General features: G+C 64.1%; 14 protein-coding genes and 1 pseudogene. 12 read left to right on the top strand and 3 right to left on the bottom strand.

Features of this window, described 5'->3' with window-relative positions; all coding sequences use genetic code 11:
- The first annotated feature begins 312 nt into the window (after positions 1 to 312).
- From zwf to ACUXH0_RS01425, 3 genes are read left to right on the top strand one after another with little or no spacing between them, the layout of a single operon-like run.
- Positions 313 to 1,782, top strand: a complete 1,470-nt coding sequence (zwf, locus tag ACUXH0_RS01435) for a glucose-6-phosphate dehydrogenase (RefSeq protein WP_004632651.1) — start codon at positions 313 to 315, stop codon at positions 1,780 to 1,782.
- Positions 1,782 to 2,486, top strand: a complete 705-nt coding sequence (pgl, locus tag ACUXH0_RS01430) for a 6-phosphogluconolactonase (protein WP_004632653.1) — start codon at positions 1,782 to 1,784, stop codon at positions 2,484 to 2,486. The genes zwf and pgl overlap by 1 nt, the downstream gene beginning before the upstream one ends.
- The gene (locus ACUXH0_RS01425; protein WP_024974348.1) at positions 2,467 to 3,522 is read left to right on the top strand and encodes a glucokinase; all 1,056 of its coding nucleotides are present in this window, start codon (positions 2,467 to 2,469) and stop codon (positions 3,520 to 3,522) included. Before pgl ends, ACUXH0_RS01425 begins: the two co-directional genes overlap by 20 nt.
- 13 nt (positions 3,523 to 3,535) lie before the next feature.
- Here ACUXH0_RS01425 and ACUXH0_RS01420 read toward each other — a convergent pair whose 3' ends face one another.
- On the bottom strand, positions 3,536 to 4,369 hold the full coding sequence (locus ACUXH0_RS01420; RefSeq protein ID WP_004632656.1) for a MurR/RpiR family transcriptional regulator: 834 nt from the start codon (positions 4,367 to 4,369) through the stop codon (positions 3,536 to 3,538).
- A gap of 215 nt (positions 4,370 to 4,584) precedes the next feature.
- Here ACUXH0_RS01420 and ACUXH0_RS01415 point away from each other — a divergent pair, with 215 nt between their 5' ends.
- The 4 genes from ACUXH0_RS01415 (at position 4,585) to ACUXH0_RS01400 (ending at position 10,098) form a co-directional block, all read left to right on the top strand.
- On the top strand, positions 4,585 to 6,309 hold the full coding sequence (locus tag ACUXH0_RS01415; RefSeq protein ID WP_259393649.1) for a S53 family peptidase: 1,725 nt from the start codon (positions 4,585 to 4,587) through the stop codon (positions 6,307 to 6,309).
- A gap of 96 nt (positions 6,310 to 6,405) precedes the next feature.
- Positions 6,406 to 7,149 (top strand): response regulator transcription factor, encoded by a 744-nt coding sequence (locus ACUXH0_RS01410; RefSeq protein WP_182593585.1) that lies wholly within the window; start codon positions 6,406 to 6,408, stop codon positions 7,147 to 7,149.
- A gap of 3 nt (positions 7,150 to 7,152) precedes the next feature.
- Complete coding sequence (locus ACUXH0_RS01405; protein ID WP_024542315.1) at positions 7,153 to 8,469, top strand: ATP-binding protein; 1,317 nt, start codon at positions 7,153 to 7,155, stop codon at positions 8,467 to 8,469.
- A 147-nt stretch (positions 8,470 to 8,616) separates the two neighbouring features.
- A complete protein-coding gene (locus tag ACUXH0_RS01400) occupies positions 8,617 to 10,098 on the top strand; it encodes a DegQ family serine endoprotease (protein ID WP_004632664.1) in 1,482 nt (493 codons plus the stop codon).
- A gap of 266 nt (positions 10,099 to 10,364) precedes the next feature.
- Here the strand turns inward: ACUXH0_RS01400 and ACUXH0_RS01395 are convergent, their stop codons facing one another.
- Positions 10,365 to 10,790: an HAD family hydrolase gene (locus ACUXH0_RS01395; RefSeq protein ID WP_024542316.1), complete on the bottom strand. Its 426-nt coding sequence runs from the start codon at positions 10,788 to 10,790 to the stop codon at positions 10,365 to 10,367.
- A 480-nt stretch (positions 10,791 to 11,270) separates the two neighbouring features.
- Here ACUXH0_RS01395 and ACUXH0_RS01390 point away from each other — a divergent pair, with 480 nt between their 5' ends.
- From ACUXH0_RS01390 to ACUXH0_RS01370, 5 genes and pseudogenes are all read left to right on the top strand, one after another.
- Complete coding sequence (locus ACUXH0_RS01390) at positions 11,271 to 13,325, top strand: PepSY domain-containing protein (protein WP_024542317.1); 2,055 nt, start codon at positions 11,271 to 11,273, stop codon at positions 13,323 to 13,325.
- Positions 13,326 to 13,399: 74 nt separating this feature from the next.
- Positions 13,400 to 14,197 carry a hypothetical protein gene (locus ACUXH0_RS01385; RefSeq protein ID WP_182593586.1) on the top strand — a complete coding sequence of 266 codons (798 nt, stop codon included), beginning with the start codon at positions 13,400 to 13,402 and terminating at the stop codon, positions 14,195 to 14,197.
- Positions 14,198 to 14,218: 21 nt separating this feature from the next.
- On the top strand, positions 14,219 to 15,247 hold the full coding sequence (locus ACUXH0_RS01380; RefSeq protein ID WP_182593587.1) for an ABC transporter substrate-binding protein: 1,029 nt from the start codon (positions 14,219 to 14,221) through the stop codon (positions 15,245 to 15,247).
- Between the two features lie 39 nt (positions 15,248 to 15,286).
- Positions 15,287 to 16,071 (top strand): annotated as a pseudogene (locus tag ACUXH0_RS01375) (hypothetical protein).
- 262 nt (positions 16,072 to 16,333) lie between these two features.
- Positions 16,334 to 16,996, top strand: coding sequence for a winged helix-turn-helix domain-containing protein (locus ACUXH0_RS01370; protein WP_004632676.1), 663 nt, complete (start codon positions 16,334 to 16,336; stop codon positions 16,994 to 16,996).
- 272 nt (positions 16,997 to 17,268) lie between these two features.
- Here ACUXH0_RS01370 and ACUXH0_RS01365 read toward each other — a convergent pair whose 3' ends face one another.
- A complete protein-coding gene (locus ACUXH0_RS01365) occupies positions 17,269 to 18,324 on the bottom strand; it encodes a PstS family phosphate ABC transporter substrate-binding protein (protein WP_024542320.1) in 1,056 nt (351 codons plus the stop codon).
- Between the last annotated feature and the right edge of the window lie 108 nt (positions 18,325 to 18,432).

Raw genomic sequence — 18,432 nt, 5'->3', positions numbered from 1 at the left:
TCCTGGGGGGTAGGTCCGGGCGGGACGGAATGCTGTAATTTTCCTACAAATGCGCCGAATGTGGTGCAGGGTTTTCCACAGGTACCGTATCCGATCAGCGCCAGTCATACCGGCGAGCACGCGAATTGCGTGCCAGAAACCACGCGGAAGGCCACGCTTCCGGGCAAAAGATTCGCGGGAAACGCTTGCCCGGGCAGTTTCAAGAACGCCTTGCTCGCGATGTAGTAATACTACAAAATGAGCTTAAAGCACGTGTTGTCCCGCTAGTCAGCTAGGCTAGCCTAATCAATGGCTCATACACAGGAGATGACGATGTCGGTGCCCGCATTCGACATGGTGTTGTTCGGCGGTACGGGCGATCTTGCCCGCCGCAAGCTGATTCCTGCCTTGTTCGATGCGCATCAGGGCGGCGAACTGCACCCGCGCGGGCGGATCTTCGCCATCGGCACGCAGCCGCTGGAGACAGCCGGCTACCTCGCCCTGCTGGAGCGCGAAACGCGCCCGACCATGCGCCTGTATTCCGGTGCACCCGTCTCCGACGACGCCTGGGCCTCGTTTGCTGAGCGCATCGTTTATCAGCAGGTGGACGCCCGCAAACCCGAGCAGTTCGATGGACTGGCCGCCGCGCTGGGCGAGGACCGCGCCCCGGTCACGGTCTGCTACCTGGCCACGGCGCCGGGCTTCTTCATCGATATCTGCAAGCAGCTTGCCCGTGTCGGGCTGAATACGCCGAATGTGCGGCTGGTGCTGGAAAAGCCGCTGGGCACTGATCTCGCGTCGAACGAGCGCATCAACTCGGCCGTGGCCGAGTTCTTTGCCGAAGACCAGATCTACCGGATCGATCACTACCTCGGGAAAGAGTCCGTCCAGAACCTGATGGCAATCCGCTTCGGCAACGCGCTGTTCGAGCCGCTGTGGCGCCGCGAGTGGATCAAGGACGTGCAGATCACCATTGCCGAGCAGCTCGGCGTGGAAAAGCGCGGCGATTTCTACGACGGCGTCGGCGCGCTGCGCGACATGGTGCAGAACCACCTGCTGCAACTGCTGTGCATCGTCGCCATGGAGCCACCGTCGAGCCTGTCGCAAGATGCCATCCGCGACGAAAAGCTGAAGATCCTCAAGGCGCTCAAGCCGATCCCGCTGCAAGAGGTGCCCGAGAAGACCGTGCGCGGCCAGTACCAGGAAGGTGCCATCGCGGGGCAGCCGGTGCAGGGCTATCTGCATGAGCAGGGTATTCCGCCCGACAGCCGTACCGAAACGTTTGTCGCCATCAAGGCCGAGATTGCCAACTGGCGCTGGGCTGGCGTGCCGTTCTACCTGCGCACCGGCAAGCGCATGCCGCAGCGGCTGGCGGAGATCGTGGTGCGCTTTCATGACGTGCCGCATGCGCTGTTTCCGAAGCCGTTGATCCAGTTTCCGGAGAATCGCCTCGTCATCCGTCTGCAGCCGGAAGAAAGCATCCGCCTGCAGTTCCTGACCAAGACGCCGGGCGCGGCGCTGGGCTTGCAGCCCTCCACGCTGGACCTGGACTTCACCAACCACGGCGGAGTGCGCCATGCTGGCGCGTATGAGCGTCTGCTGATGGACGCTGTCAACGGCAAGCTGGGTCTGTTCGTGCGCCGCGATGAACAGGCCGAAGCCTGGCGCTGGGTCGAACCGATCATTGAAGCGTGGAACGAAGCACGCATCCCGCCCAAGGGCTACACCGCGGGCAGCTGGGGGCCGGCGGCATCGAGCGCGCTGCTCTCGCGCGACAACGCCGCCTGGCACGAGGAGATGTAATGGCAATGCGCTGGCACGCAGTTCCGGACGCCGCCGCGCAGGTGCAGGCGTTGGCCGCGTCCATTGCCAACACGCTCACGCATGTGATCGAGGAACAGGGCAGCGTGTGCCTGGCCGTCTCGGGCGGGCGTTCGCCCATCGCGCTGTTTGCCGCGCTGCGCGTGTTGCCGCTGCGCTGGGCCGATGTGTCGATCACGCTGGTCGACGAGCGTGCCGTGCCGCCCGGGCATGCCGACAGCAACGCGCGCCTCGTTCGCGAGCACCTGTTGCAGGATGCGGCGGCGGCGGCGCGTTTCTTTCCTCTCGTGTTGTCACCGCATGTGCATGGCGAATCGGTTGACGTGGATGCATGTGTGGCGACTGCCAATGATCCGTTTCAGCAACCCGACGTAGTGATTCTCGGCATGGGCGACGATGGGCATACGGCATCGTTGTTTCCCGACGCGCCTGAATTGAACGATGGCATCGACCGCACGCAGGCGCCGGCGTATCTGCCGGTGCGCCCGGGCGCTGCGCCGCATCGGCGTATCAGCCTGAATCTGTCTGCGCTGTGTGCGGCGCGGCGGTTGTTCCTCTCGATCTCGGGGCCGGTCAAGCGCGGCGTGTTCGACGAGGCCGCGCAAGGCGGGGCTCAGCGCGCGCTGCCGGTGAGCTATGTCATTCATCAGCGGGAGGTGCCGCTCGATGTCTATTGGTCTACATGAGGTGAACGCGGGCACCGTGGCCGACACGCTGGCCTACCCGCGGCTGGTGGCCGACGTGGGCGGCACCAACGTGCGCTTTGCGCTCGAGATGGCGCCCATGCGCCTGGCCCACATTGGCGTGCTGGCTGGCGACGACTATCCGTCGCTCGAAGCGGCCATGCGCGCGTACCTCGCATCGTTGCCGCCGGAAATCGCAGCCGCTGGGGTGCGCCATGCCGCGATCGGCATCGCCAACCCGGTGCTGGGCGACCAGATCCGCATGACCAATCGCGATTGGGCGTTCTCGATCGAGGCGATGCGCCAGTCGCTGGGCTTCGACACCTTCGTCGTGCTCAACGACTTCGCGGCGCTGGCGCACGCGTTGCCGTATCTGCCTGCGGACGAACTGGAGCAGGTGGGCGGGGGTGCCAGCCTGGCCGATGCACCGCGTGCGCTGCTCGGCGCCGGCACGGGGTTGGGCGTCGCATCGCTGCTGCCGACGCCGGAAGGCCGCTACATTGCCGTGGCCGGCGAGGGCGGTCATGTCGCCTTTCCGCCGATGAACGACGAGGAAGCCGCGATCTGGCGCTTCGCACGTGAGCGCTTCGGTCATGTGTCAGCCGAGCGGCTGATTTCCGGCATGGGTCTGGAACTGATCTACGAGGCCCTGGGTGCGTGCTTCGACCTCTGGCAGCAAGGCCCCACCTTGCGCCGCGCCGCCGACATCACCGCCATCGCACTCGGCGAGATGGAAGACGACGCCGGCGACCACGCACGCTGCCGCTATGCCGTCGATACGTTCTGCGCGTTCCTCGGCACCATCGCGGCCAACCTGGCGGTTACGCTGGGCGCGCGCGGCGGCGTGTACATCGGCGGCGGCATCGTGCCGCGTCTGGGGCCTGCGTTTGCCAACTCACCGTTCCGGCGGCGCTTTGAAGACAAGGGCCGCTTCTCGGCCTATGTGGCATCAATGCCGGTGTATGTGATTCATTCACCGTACCCGGGGTTGATCGGCCTCTGTGCTGCCATGGACCACGCCGTGGCCCAGGGACACTGACGCCGCTTCAGCGCTACTCGGGTTGATCCGCGTGCTGGAGGGCGCTGCCCTTGCGCAGCGCCACTTCCAGCACCAGCGCATCGAGTAGCGCCAGGTGCAACAGGCGCGCGACCATCGAACGGTCGGCCACGGCATCGTCCACGCCCGCGGGCAGCACGACATCGGCGAGTGCCGCGAGCGGGCTGCCAGGCGTTGTCACGGCAATCACGCGCACGCCGAGTTCGCGCACGCGCTCCACCGCTGTCTGCAGTTCGGGCAACGCGCCCGATTTGGAAATGGCGATCACCACGTCGCCCGCCTGCAGCACGTTCAACGACATCGACACCAGATACGGATCGCTATACGCATTCGCGGGAATGCCGTAGCGGAAGAATTTCGTTTGCGCGTCGAGCGCCACCACGCCCGAGCTGCCGAAGCCGTATAGGTCGATGCGATGTGCGCTGTCGACCAGCGCCACCGCCGCATCGAGCGTGTGCGGGTCGAAGCGGCCCTGCAGCGTGGTGAGCGAATCGATGGCGTTCTGCAGGACGCGCATGCCCGAGGGGGGAGCGACGCGGGCCGGCGCGGTATCGCGGGCGACGTTGCCTTGCGCCAGCCGCAGCTTGAAATCCGACAGGCCGTGGCAGCCCATCGAGCGGCAGAAGCGGATCACCGTAGGTTGGCTGACGCCGGCCTCACGCGCGATGGCCGCTACCGGCAGGCTGAGCACCGTACCGGGCTGGCGCAGCACCCAGTCGGCCACCTGGCGTTCAGCCGGAGAGAGCGACGGACGCGCCGCGCGAATGCGTTCGCGCAGGTCGGTGGGTGTATCGGGGGTGGCGGGGGAAGTGGCTTGCTGGGCGCTCATCTGCGCGCGGGTTCGAATGGCGGATCGCATCACGATAAAGGCAAGCGCAGCCGTGCGCAACCGCTTGGCGAGGGGTTGTTAGACGCAGCGCGCCCCAAGTGCAACTGACTGTTTTTGCACTGTTGAGAGGCGAGCGCCTTGGCTACGGTGAACGACGCCCACGTCGTCACAAGCGGCGTGGTTCTGCAACGTCGTACTCCTCAAAGGGACATCCGATGCTCCGTACTGCTCTCCCCATGCAGCGCGTCTCCATCCTGTGCCGCCATCTGGCGTATGCATGGCCGCTGGTGCTCGCGGCCGGGCCGCTGCATGCCGCCACCGATTGGGTCGACACCCACACCAAGGCTTTCGTGACCGGCCCGCAACTCATGGCGCGCGGCGCCGCCAACGAGGTCGCTCCCGGTCAGACCGCCGACGTGCTGATCAGCCTGAAGCTGCGCAACGAGGCTCAGCTCAAGGCGCTCGCGCACGATGTGAACGATCCGCGCAGCCCGCACTACCGCAGGTACCTGACCAGCGAGCAGTTCCTCGCCGACCACGCGCCCACGCAGGCGCAGGTGGACGCCGTGGTGGGCTATCTGCGGCAGAACGGCTTTATCGATATCGATGTGGCGCCCAACCGGCTGCTGGTGTCGGCGCGCGGTACGGCAGGCACGGTCAAGGCGGCGTTCAACACGCCGCTGGTGCATTACCAGCTGGCCGGCCGCAGCGGGTTTGCGAACAGCGGCAAGGCGCAGGTGCCTCGCGCGCTGGGCGGTATCGTGGGCTCGGTACTGGGCCTGCAGAACGTGGCGCGTGCGCGTCCGCTGCTGCGTATGGGCGATGTGGCCGAAGCGCGCACGCTGGCGGCCGGCACCGCGACGGGCCACTACCCGAAGGAATTCCCAGCGCTGTATGGCGCGACCGGCGTGCCGACGGCGGCGGGCACCACCGTGGGCGTCATCACCATCGGCGGTGTATCGCAAACGTTGCGTGACCTGCGCACGTTCACGAGCAACAACGGCTACGCCGCGGTGTCCACCAACACGATCAAGACCAACGGCACGAGCGGCAACTACACCGATGACCAGGAAGGCCAGGGCGAGTGGAACCTCGACAGCCAATCCATCGTGGGCGCGGCCGGCGGCGCGGTCGGCAAGCTGGCCTTTTACATGGCGGATCTGAATGCGCCGGGCAACACGGGCCTGACCAAGGCTTTCAACAAGGCGGTGACCGACAACACGGCCAAGATCATCAACGTGTCGCTCGGCTGGTGCGAGAACGACGCCAGCGCCGACGGCACGCTCGATGCCGAAGAGGCCATCTTCACCACGGCCGCCGCGCAGGGGCAGACGTTCTCCGTGTCTTCCGGCGACGAGGGCGTCTACGAGTGCAACAACCGCGGCTATCGGGACGGCGGCAACTACAGCGTGTCGTGGCCGGCATCATCGCCGCACGTGCTGGCCATTGGCGGCACCACGCTCTATACGAGCGGATCGAGCTTCGCCAGCGAGACCGTGTGGAACGAAGGCCTCGACGGCAACGGCAAGCTCTGGGCCACGGGCGGCGGCATCAGCCAGATCCTGCCGGCGCCGAGCTGGCAGGGCGGGAATGCGCGGCTGTTGCCCGATGTGTCGTTTGACGCAGCGCAAAGCACCGGTGCCTACATCTACAACTACGGGCAACTGCAGCAGATTGGCGGCACGAGCCTGGCATCGCCCATCTTTGTCGGCTTCTGGGCACGGTTGCTGGCGGCGAACGGCAACCTGGGCTTTCCGGCGGCGCGCCTGTACAGCGGCATTCCGGCCAACGCGTCGCTGCTGCGCTATGACGTGGTCTCGGGCAACAACGGCTACCAGGGCTACGGTTACAACGCCGCCAAGGGTTGGGACTATCCGACGGGTTGGGGCAGCCTGAACATTGGCGCGCTGAATCAGTTGATCAAATCGGGCGGGTTCTGATGCGGAGGTGAGTTTGGGGGCGGCTCTGTACAAAGTGTGGGCCGCCCGCGCGGCAGTTCTACAATGGGTCTTCCCCGGCCTATTTTTGATGCGTCCATGCGCGTACTGCTCGTAGAAGACGACGACATGATCGGCGATAGCGTGCGCAAGGGTTTGCGCCACGACGGTTTCGCCATCGATTGGGTGCGTGACGGCGAGGCTGCCGTGCACGCCGTGACCGCGCCCGGCGCCGCCGGTGCCGCCGGTGCGGAATCCGGCACCACCATGTTCGACCTCATGCTGCTCGACCTCGGCCTGCCCAAGCGCGACGGACTCGACGTGGTGCGCGAGCTGCGCCAGCGCGGCATCGCCATCCCCATCCTGATCCTCACCGCGCGCGATGCTGTGGCCGACCGGGTGGCCGGCCTCAATGCCGGCGCAGACGACTACCTCGTCAAGCCCTTCGACCTGCAGGAACTGGCTGCGCGCATGCACGCGCTGCTGCGCAGACAGGGCGGCCGTGCCGATCCGCTCATGCGCCACGGCGAGCTGCTGCTCAACCCCGTCACCCGCGAGGTGCTGCGCGCCGGTGTGCCGGTCAAGCTGTCGGGCCGTGAGTTTGCGGTGCTGCACGCGCTGCTGGCGCGGCCGGGCAAGGTCTGGTCGATCGCCCAGTTGCAGGACAACCTCTACGGCTGGGATGAAGAGGTCGGCAGCAACACGGTCGAGGTCTACATCCACGCGCTGCGCAAGAAGCTCGGTAGCCATTTCATCCAGAACATCCGCGGCGTGGGGTATGTGATTCCACGTGAGGCGTCAACGTCGCCTGCGGAACCTGCCGACGGCGACGCGCACCAATAAGCCATGCAATCGATCCGTAAAACCCTGCTGTGGTGGCTGGCCGGCGGCCTGCTGGCGGGCATCGTCATCGCCACCGGCCTGATCTACGCGCAGGCGCGCCAGGAAGCCAACGCGCTGTTCGACTACCAGATGCAGCAGGTGGCCGCCGCGCTGCCGAGCCAGTGGATCGACCCGCCGCCGCCAGCGCTGGCCGGCATTGCGCGTGACGACGATGTGGTGATCCGCATCTGGGACGGCACCGGCCGCAGCCTGTATCTCTCTCACGCGCGACCCAATCTGCCGGACCAGGCGGAGCTGGGCTTTTCCGACGCAAATACGCCGGAAGGCCCGTGGCGCATCTACAGCGTCGCCTTCGGGCCTGCCGTAGTGCAGATCGCCCAGCCTTATAGCGCGCGGCACGAGGTGGCGGCGCGCATGGCGTTGCGCACGGTGGCCCCGTTGCTGATCCTGCTGCCGCTGCTGGGCTGGATCGTCTGGCTGGCGGTCGGGCGCGGGCTGGCGCCGCTGGGCTCGGTGGCCAGGCAGGTGCAGGCGCGCGATGCGGCAGCGCTCTCGCCGTTGCCCACGCAGGGGTTGCCTGACGAGATCCGCCCGCTGACGAATGCGTTGAACGATCTGCTGGCGCGACTCGGCACCGCACTTGCGCACCAGCGCGCGTTCGTCGCCGACGCCGCCCACGCGCTGCGTACGCCTCTGGCTGCGCTCAAGCTGCAGCTGCAGGTGGCCGACCGTGCCGAGAACGAAGACGAACGCCGCGCCGCGCACGCCGATCTGCATCGTGGTGTGGAACGCATGATTCGCCTCGTTGGCCAGTTGCTGACGCTCGCGCGGCAGGAGCCGGGCGCTGCCGATACGCAGCGCGCAACGGTTGCGCTCGACGCCGTGGCGGCCGATGTGGTTGCCGAACTTTCACCGGCGGCAGTGCTCAAGGGCATTGACCTGGGGATCGCGGTGGAGTCGCAGCCCGCATCCGTCATCGGTAATGCCGATGCGCTGCGCGTGCTGCTGGTGAACCTTGTCGACAACGCGCTGAACTACTGCCCGCGCGGTGCGCGCGTCGATGTGTCGACCGCACACACGCCCGACGGCGGCGCGCAGCTCGTGGTCGAGGACAACGGCCCGGGCATCCCCGCGGAGGAACGCGAGCGCGTGCTCGATCGGTTCTATCGTCCCGCGCAGGCGCCCACCGGAGGCAGCGGCCTGGGGCTCGCCATCGTTCGGGAGATCGCGCAGGCGCATGACGCTACCCTGGCGCTGGAAGCGCGCGAAGGCGGCGGCTTGCGCGTGGTGCTGCGTTTCCCCTTCAAGGCCAACACGTAGAAACATTTTGTTTCGTGTGATGTCCGCGTACGCCGTCCACGTTTAAGTCTCGTTTAAGTTTGCCCGCCTACGATGCCTTCAACCGATGGGCACGGCCGGCGACTCCGCAGGCCGTGACCCTCGTGCTCAGCAAGAGAGGACACGACAATGACGCGTCAAACCCTGGCACGCAGTGCGGCTGGCCTGGCCGCTGTGGTCGCCGTTGCAGGCGGCTATGCCTATCTTCAGAAAGACATGATTTCACGTGCGGTGGCGGCACCCGTTGCCACCGCAACGGCAACGACCGCGCCCGCTTCCGGCGTGGCGCCGGTGGCCGTGGCAGCGCCCATGGACTTCTCCGGCATCGTCGACCGTTACGGCCCGGCCGTGGTTAACATCAGCACCACCGCGCATGCCCAGCGCACCAGCATGCAGGGCCTGCCGCCCGGCATGAGCCCGGATGATCCGTTCTCCGAATTCTTCAAGCGGTTCATGCCGCAGATGCCGCAGCAGCGTGGCGACCAGATCGTGCGCGGTCTGGGCTCGGGTTTCATCGTCTCGGCAGATGGGCTGATCCTCACCAACGCCCACGTGGTGGATGGCGCGCAGGAGGTCAACGTCAAGCTGACCGACCGCCGCGAGTTCAAGGCCAAGGTGCTGGGGGTCGATAAGCAATCCGACGTGGCAGTGCTGCGCATCTCGGCCAAGAACCTGCCGGTGGTGCAGATCGGCAGCCCCGCCAACACCAAGGTGGGCGAGCCCGTGCTGGCCATCGGTTCGCCGTACGGTTTCGAGAACACCGTCACGGCGGGCATCGTGAGTGCCAAGTCGCGCTCGCTGCCGGACGACACCTATGTGCCCTTCATCCAGACCGATGTGGCCGTGAACCCCGGCAACTCGGGCGGCCCGCTGTTCAACCAGCGCGGCGAGGTGATCGGCATCAACTCGCAGATCTACAGCCAGACCGGCGGCTACCAGGGCCTGTCGTTTGCCGTGCCGATCGATGTGGCGATGAAGGTGGAGCAGCAGCTTGTGTCCACCGGCAAGGTCACGCGTGGCCGCCTGGGCATTGCGGTGCAGGAGGTCGACCAGTCGCTTGCCGATTCCTTCAAGCTGCCCAAGCCGGAAGGCGCATTGGTGAACTCGGTGGAAGACGGCGGCCCCGCAGCCAAGGCCGGCCTGCAACCTGGCGACGTGATCCTGCAGATTGGCGATGCACGTATCGACCGGTCGGGCGATCTGCCCGAACAGGTGGCCGACATCAAGCCGGGCTCTACTGTGCCGCTGCAGATCATCCGCCAGGGCAAGCCGACCACACTGACTGTGACCGTGGGCGCCGCCAAGGATGCCAAAGTGGCGTCCAGTGAAAAGGCGGCGCCGGACCAAGGCCGCCTGGGCCTGGCGGTGCGGCCGCTGCAACCGGAAGAGAAGCGCCAGAACGGCCTGCCCGGCGGCCTGGTGGTGATGGACGTGACCGGCCCGTCGGCCAAGGTCGGCATCCAACCGGGCGACGTGATCCTGTCGCTCAACGGCACGCCAGTGTCGTCGGTGCAGGAGCTGCGCACGCTGGTGGACCGCGCCGGCAAGCATGTCGCCCTGCTGGTGCAGCGTGACGATACGAAGATTTTTGTGCCTGTGGATCTGGGCTGACGCAAATCCTGGCGCCGTTATCGGATTAAAAAATAGTCCTCATAGTTAAAAAAGGGTTTTCATTCGTAAAATATAGAATTCATGTGGAATTTTTGAAGTTCTGGAAGTAGTGTCTTCAGGATGGCCGGTCTTTTGGACCGGCTATTTTTATCGCCAGCGCGTGAGACTGGCGCACACCATTGGGAGATCTTGCGCTGTTGGCACCATGTGTCTGGGATCGATGTCGACGGCTCACCACCGAGGCACACGTGCTGATTTTCTGCTACTTACCGGCCGCAGTTCCACATAGCGTCGGCCGCCGCAAGGTTGGGTAGGACGACCGTTTCGGCAGGAAACGTGTCCGGCGCATCTGGACTAGCGATTCCAATGAACGGGATGCGAAGTGCTTGTGCTGCCCGTAGTTCAGTCATCGAATCGCCGATGGCTAACGCTTGATGCGGAAGCATTTGATCTCCCACGAGGATGGACAAGAAGGCATCTCGCTTTCCGGTGGGGGCGCCGACGATGCTGTCAAAGTCGTGCGTCAATCCTAGCCGTGCGACGATCGTGTCCAGGTCCCTCTGGCGGGTGCCGCAGATCAGATGCAGCGATTGATGACCATGCCGATTTGCAAGGAATGGTTTTGCTCCAGGAAGCAGGGAGCATGTATGAACGCGCTCCAAGAGCCGTCCACCGAATTTTGCGGCCAGCATCTTGACTCGTGCTTCGTCTGGTTTCCGTCCGAAGATGCCGCTGCGGCAAGCGATCGATGTCCCGTCGAAACAGGTACAGGGTGCGCGCGACCAGTTGAAGCGTCACTACGTTCTCACCAACATGATCGATGCAGGCGGATATCGTGAGGTTTGAACTGAGTCGAGAGCCATCCTCCTCATCCGATTCTGGCTCGAAAGAGGCTACCTGTCGTGTTTGATTCCGATAACTTGGTCGGCACTGAGACGATGCGAAGCTCCAAGGTCAAGCAGGCTTGACGCGCTGATGACCCCTCGCTGCATTGTGGGCGAACCAGACAGGTCCTCACCCCAATCCCAGACATCCTGTGGCCACTTTAGGGCCGGATCGCGTGTGTTTTGAAGTCCCCTTAGGACTTACCCTGACTTTCTCCCAGGATTCAGTTTCCGTTCAGGTTCGTGAACCAAGAATGGCGGCATGAACAGTCATCAACCGAGCCGCGCATGACACCCGCTTTCCGGTCCCGCCTCCTTCAGATGCATCGCTATTCCGGCTTGACGGTTGGGCTCGTGATCCTGCTGATGGCCGTGACAGGGGCATCGATCGCATTCCGTCCAGAACTGGAGCCGGTGTTCAATCGCGAACTGCTGACGGTGCCGACCTGCACGGGCCGCGTGCCGGTCGACACGCTCACAGCCAATGCAGCCGCGCTGCGGCCCATCGCAACGCTCGACTACGTCCGGCTGGTTGCTGGCGAGCCCAATGCACCGCGCATGCCGTCTGCGATGGTCCGGTTCACTGATCAGCATTTCGTCTACCTCAATCCATGTACCGGCGCTGTGCTGGGCGAGCGGGCTCGCTATGGCGGTCTGCTCGGCACCATTGAAAAGATTCACCGCTTCCGCTTCATGAAGAACGGCAGCCTCATCACCGGGACAAGCGCGATGGTGTTTGGCGTGCTGCTGGTCTGTGGTGGCGCGATGTTGTGGTGGCCGCGCAGTGGCTGGCGGGATGCGTTCTCGCTCAGATCCGGAACGACGCGCGCGGTGTCGACATATCGCCTGCATCGGACGGCGGGCATCTATGGCAGTCTGATCCTGCTGTCGATGGTGCTGAGCGGCCTGCCGCAGGCGTTCGACTGGTATGCGCATGGTCTGTACACGCTCGTTGGTTCACCTACACCCGCCAAGCCGCCAAAGTCGGAGGTGCCCGCGACCGGCGCAACGCACCTGCCGCTTGAGCGGTTCTGGCAGACAGCGCTGTCGCTTTCGCCCCAGCCGCGCGATGCGCTGATGCACATTCCGGAAAAGCCGCGTGCGCCGGTCGAGATGTACCTGATCGACCGCGATGCGCCGCACGCAAACGCACGCACGATGCTGTACCTGGATGCGTATACGGGGAAGGTGCTGAAGTACGTTCCTTACGCGCAAAGCAGTCTGGGGCACAAGCTCTACTTTTGGCTGCTGTCGTGGCACACCGGCCTGGTCGGCGGCGTGTTCGGTAAATTGCTCCTCATGTTCGGTGCGCTTTGCGTGCCCGTGCTGGCTTACACCGGTATCTGCAACACCCTGCGTCGGATGCGGCGCAGTACGTCGAACCGCTCACGCCTGGTGGTGCGTGTTGCGAAGAAGATGAAGGAAGCGGATGCCGTCTGCGCATTCGAGCTGGTGCACCCGGCCGGGAAAAAGCTGCCGCAGTTCACTGCAGGTGCGCATATCGATGTGCACTTGAGCAACGGTATGGTGCGCCAGTACTCGCTGTGCAATGACCCGCAGGAGCAGCACCGTTATGTGATTGCAGTACTGCGGACCGATCCTTCGCGCGGCGGATCGATTGCGATGCACGAGCACATTCGCGAAGGGGACTTGCTGGAGATCGGCAAGCCCAGCAACCGCTTTGCGCTGGACGAGTCCGCGCCGCATTCGCTGCTGCTTGCGGGTGGCATCGGTATCACGCCCATCGTGAGCATGGCGGAGCGGCTGTCGCGCCGCGCGGCGGAGTTCGAAATGCACTACTGCGCGCGCTCGCGGCCCCGGGCAGCCTTTCTGCAGCGGCTTGCGCAGGCACCGTTTGCACGCCGGGTGACGTATTACTTCAGCGATGCTGGTCCGCTGCCCCGGATCAATGTCGAACAGGTGCTCGACAGGCAGCCGGCCGGTACGCACGTGTATGTGTGCGGACCGTCGGGTTTCGTCCATGCGGTACTGACCGCCGCACGGCAACGTGGCTGGCCGGAGCGGCAACTGCACTGCGAACGCTTCGGGCCCATTCTGGGCAAGCCCTCCACCACGCATGCCTTTGATGTGCAGCTCGCCAGCACCGGCAAGGTCTACCGGGTGCCCCAGCACATGACGGTCACCGCGTTACTGGCCGAGCACGGCGTGAAGATTCCGACCTCTTGCGAGGCGGGCGTCTGCGGCACGTGTGTCACGCGGGTGATTGCCGGAGAGGTGGAACATCTCGATTGCGTGCTCACGGACGCGCAGCGGCAGAGGAGCGGGCACTTCACGCCGTGCTGCTCGCGCGCCAAGGGCGAGCTTCTTGTGCTGGACATCTGACCGCCTCGGGGATGCCCGCACCACGCGGGCCGCAGTTTCTTGTTTTCTTACGATGTCGTCCTGACGGAATACTCATGGCACTCAACTCGATTCGAGCAATCGCGCGCACCGTCGGAGCTGTCGCCGCGCTGATGGGGGCACTTCATGCCGGCGTTTCCGGTGCGGCGGAGCCTGCCGCCAGCGAGGCGCAGTCACTGATCATCACCTACCAGACCACTCCCGCGAACCGGCCGGCGCTTCGTCGGGCGATGGAGCAGTCGACCGCGCTCGAGCTTGCGCGCTGGAAGCGGGACGGACGGATCAAGCAGTACAACCTGCTCTTCAATCGCTACGCCGATTCGGACAACTGGGATGCCTTGGCCGTGCTGACATTCGCTACACCGGACGACCTGTATCGCTGGCGAGACATCGAGCGGACACGACCAGCGGGCCTTCCGAAGGAGGCGGCGACGGTCACGACCTCGATCCACACAACACCGGTCGATATGAAGCGGCTGGCATCGTTGGATGGCAAGTCTGCGCATGCGGTGTACGTGGTCATCCCCTACAAGACGCTGGTGTCGGAGCCCGACTATGAGAAGTACGCAGACGGCTATGTCATTCCGCAGTTCAAGGGATGGATGGAAGAGGGCGTGCTGCAGGGGTATTCGCTCTATACGAGCCGGTTCCCGGCCGGACGCCCGTGGAACGCGATGGTGGTGCTGCAATACAAGGACGAAGCCGCGTTGAGCGCGCGTGAGGCGGTCGTCGCGAAAGTGCGCGCGCGGCTGAAGGCCAACCCGGAATGGAAGGCGATCAGCGACGGCAAGAAAGACGTGCGTACGGAGTTGCAGGTGGTGGTCGCCGATCGTCTCGCCGTGAGCCATGAATAACGCGCTGTTGAGGATTCTCCAATGAAAACCAGAATCGTTGCCCTGACGTTCCTTGGCCTGCTTGCGGGCCGCGCGCTGGCTGCCGAGCCGGCTTTTTCTGATGCCGTTGCTGTGCCGGAGCGCATTGTCCTGCTGGTTGACGAGATCAAGGCGATCCGCAATTTCCCCGTGGTTCTGGCCGAACGCCTCGGCTATCTGAACGATGGACGGACCACCGTGACCGTCATGAACATCCGTGACGACGTATCGACCGCCGAGATGCTTAACGATGGCCGCGTTGACGCCGTGATGGCGTACTACCACCACAACGTGGTCAACCAGTCGCGCGGCATCGCTACCGAGGCGGTGGTCACGCTGGGTGTCACGCCTGGCGCCAAGGTGCTGGTGGCCAACCAAGCAAAAGAGAAGTACCGCAGCGTAGCCGACCTCAAGGGCGCGCGCTTTATTGCCGGCGGGGCTGGCTCGTCGAAGAGCACGCTGGCCAACGCACTGGTGCTGGCAGGCGGACACGGCATCGGCGATTACACGCGTCTCGGGACGGACGGGAAGGAGAGGAACATCGAAGCGCTGCGCGACGGGCGGGCAGAGTTCGTTGTCGCCCCTACCCCCGACGGAGATGCCTATGAGTCGAAAGGCGTTGCCACCGTGTTTGCCGACCTGACCACGGTTGACGGCACGCGCCGGAATCTGGGCGCGCTGTTCCCGTCGAGCACGGTGTACATGTCGAGCGCGCGCGTGCAGGCGCATCCGGAAATCGCTCGCCATCTGGCGCGGGCATTTGTTCGTACGCTGCGCTACATCAACACCCATACGCCTGAAGAGATCCTGGCGGTCATCCCGAAGGAGATCAGCGGGAAGGATCGTGCCGCCTATCTGACGGTGCTCAAGCAAGAGATTCCGATGTTCGCCAACGATGGACGCATGCCGGAAGACGGTGCCGAGAAGGAATGGCGCACCCTGGCGGCAGCCAACCCGAGCTACGGATCGGTGAAGATCGACCGGACCTATACCAACGCATTCGTTGACGAAGCGCTCAAGACCCTGCGCTGATGCGTGCTGCGCTCCGCGAACACTGCGAGGAAGTGATCGATGCCGTTATCGCGCGCTGTGCGTGCCGCCGGGCTTGCTGCCGTGCTTGGCTTGTCCGCTGGGTCGGCCCATGCCGTACTCCCCGATGAAATCCAGGTCTACACCGGCGACATCAATGCGCCGGGCGAATTGGGCTTGGAGTTGCACCTCAACACCACCCCCAGCGGTATCGGGGAACGGTCGTATCAGGGCGAGGTCACGACGCCGCATGGCTGGCGCGCGACCGCCGAGTTCTCCTATGGCTTGACGCCGTCAATCGAGCTTGGGCTGTACGTTCCGACCGCACTCACGCGGGACAGCACCTTCTACGTCACCGGCCCCAAGGTGCGCATGAAGTGGATGCCAGTGCGGACGGAGGACGGCGTTGGCCGCTTCGCTGGTATCAACGTTGAGCTGGCCCACGTCGCATCCCGGCTCGAACAGTCTCAGCAGGCGGGGGAGTTACGCCCCATCTACGGTTATCAGAACGAACAATGTTTGTGGGACTCAACCCCGTACTCGATTGGAACCTGAGCGGGCCAGATCGCAGCGGTGTTCCCGAAGCGGTGCCGGCCTTCAAGGTTACCCGTACGGTGGCGCCCGGTGTGCGCACCGGGCTGGAGTACTACGCGGGCTTGGGACGCATTAACCATCTTGCGCCGTTGCGCGAGCAGCAGCACACCGTCTTCCTTGTATTCGACGTGGATCGCAAACCGTTCGTTTTCAACCTCGGCATCGGCCGCGGCCTGACGCGTGCTACGGACCGCTGGACGATCAAGTGGATTTTCGAGATTCCGTTTCATTGAGCAGGGCCACATCTGGGACGCATGCGAGTGACGGTATGTCGAATTCTGGTGCGCAAGTTTCTTCCTGCAGACTTATGTCACGCATGGATGGGCAGTTTTCGTGCCCTGCGCGTGTTTGGTGTCGTCGGAATCGTCGTGGGAAATCGTTCTCTACGTACCAGTCCTGATTGCAATCAGCTGATAAGCAAGCATCATCTGGAGTTGAGGCGCTGCGTCCGCTTGTGGTGCGCGAAATGCCAGATGGAACTAGCCGAGGATGTGTATGAAGGCACTGATTGTTGAAGATCAAGATCGGTTAGGCCGGTTCCTTCAGCAGGGGCTGACGGAGTGCTCATACACCGTCACGCTGGCCCGGACCTGCGCAGCCGCGACCGATGCCATCGTTGAGTCTGCTTACGATGTCGTGATCCTCGATCTGGGGTTGCCGGACGGCGATGGTCTTGATCTGCTCCGTACTTGGCGCAAGGGCGGGTTCCAAGAGCCGGTGCTGATCCTGAGCGCACGTGATGGCGTACAGGACCGCGTGAAAGGGCTGGATATCGGTGCCGACGATTACCTCGCCAAGCCATTCAGTCTGGAAGAACTGCTTGCGCGCGTGCGATCGCTGGTCCGCCGCCATGCCGCCGTCAAGCAGGTGGTGCTCGAACATGCCGGCATCTGCCTTGATCTGCTCAGCCATACCGTTACCCTCAACGGCAAGGCGGTCGACCTGACCAGCCGGGAGTACGCGCTGCTCGAAGTCTTCATGCAGAACCAGGGGCGGATCCTGCCTCGCACGCTGATCTCAGAAAAGATCTGGTCGGCGCACTACGACGTTGATACCAATCTGCTGGATGTCTACATGAGCCGGCTGCGTGCCAAGCTCGAAGTACCGGGCAAGCCGCTTTTCAAGACCGTGCGCGGAGTCGGATACCAGCTCCTTTGACCCTGCCCTGGGGGGCGCGCCGGCGGCGCCGATTGCATGAAATCAGTCCGGCGCAGACAGCTGCCGCAGTTCTTCGGCACGCTCGCGGGCATTGCTTGCAGCCGCGGTTGCGGAGACCGCGAAAGTCGCACCACAGCGATGATGCATCCCACTTGGCGGTTCCTCTTCCGGACGGGGACTGCATGCATGGGGTTGTCTTCCACCCCGTCCGTGCGCTCGCGGCGCATCCGTTGTGGTTAACGGCTGCGCCGGGCGAATACGGTCGTGTCTTCTTAGTCGAGCTTCTTCAATTCCTCCTTCACCACTTCCGGCTGAAGCGGAATGAAGACGCGTTCGTTGGCCACCGCCTGCTGGCCTTCCTCGCTCAGCACGAGCTTGAGGAACTCCTTGACCTTCGGTTCAAGCGGCTTGCCGGGGGCCTTGTTGACGTAGATGTAGACGTAGCGGCTGAACGGATACTTGTGCGCATAGACGCTCTCCACCGTCGGCGCATAGCAGGTGCCGCCTTGCGTGGAAGAGAGCTTCAGGACCTTCACGTTGGGCGTGACGTTTGCCATCAGCGCGTAGGTCAGGCCCCCCGGGTGCGTGGCCATATCCTCAGCCGCGACGGTGAACGCGTGCGTGAAGCCCTTGCCTTTGACGAACTGGATGTTGTCCTTGTATTCGCCGCCGTGCATCGCGACTTCTTTGAAGTACTGCTCGATGCCGTTGACGGGCTTCAGGCCGTAGAGATGAATCGGGCGTGAAGCCCAATCCCCCGTAGCGCCGAGGTCGCCCCAGGTATTGACTTCCTTGTAGCCGAGCTTGCGCGTCTTCGAGTAGATGGCATCGAGTTGCGGCAGGCTCAGGCAATCGATCGGGTTGTCCTTGTCGACGAGGATGATGCTGGCCGCGGTCTTGCCCAGCGAGCCGACGCTGCCCGTGGCGACTTTGATCTCGAGCGGCTCATAGCCGAACTTGTCGACGAAGGCCTTGCGCTCGGCCGGAAACATTTCGCGGCCGACTGGCGCAAGGTCTCCCTTGCCCGAAACCAGGCCTGGTGCGCCGGCTCCGGAAGCACGCAGGTCCATCGTGAGCGACAGGCGCGGATACTGCTTGCGATAGATCTTGGTCCACTCCATCACCATCTCGTCCATGATGTCGGCGCCGACGATATTCAGCTCCTCTTCGGGTTTGCTCTCGACCGGGCCCGGATTCCATTTCGGAATCGACGGGTCGGCCTTCAGCGAATGCTCCGGCGCTGCGTACTTCAGTGCATGGGCGGGTACGGCACTCAGCGCGCAGATTGCGGCTGCGATACTGACGGCCAGGGTGGCTGTCCTTGTCATGGATGTCTCCTAGTTTGGGTGTCGACGCTCGGTTGGGCGTGATCGTCTCTACCTTAGGTGCCGCACCCGAATGCAGGATGAATGTGACCTGAAAGTTCGTTCAGGATT

The sequence above is a fragment of the Ralstonia sp. 110700041-2 genome (assembly GCF_056280165.1).
Note: the sequence above shows the minus strand (reverse complement) of the source record. Positions and strands in the feature narration are given on the sequence as shown.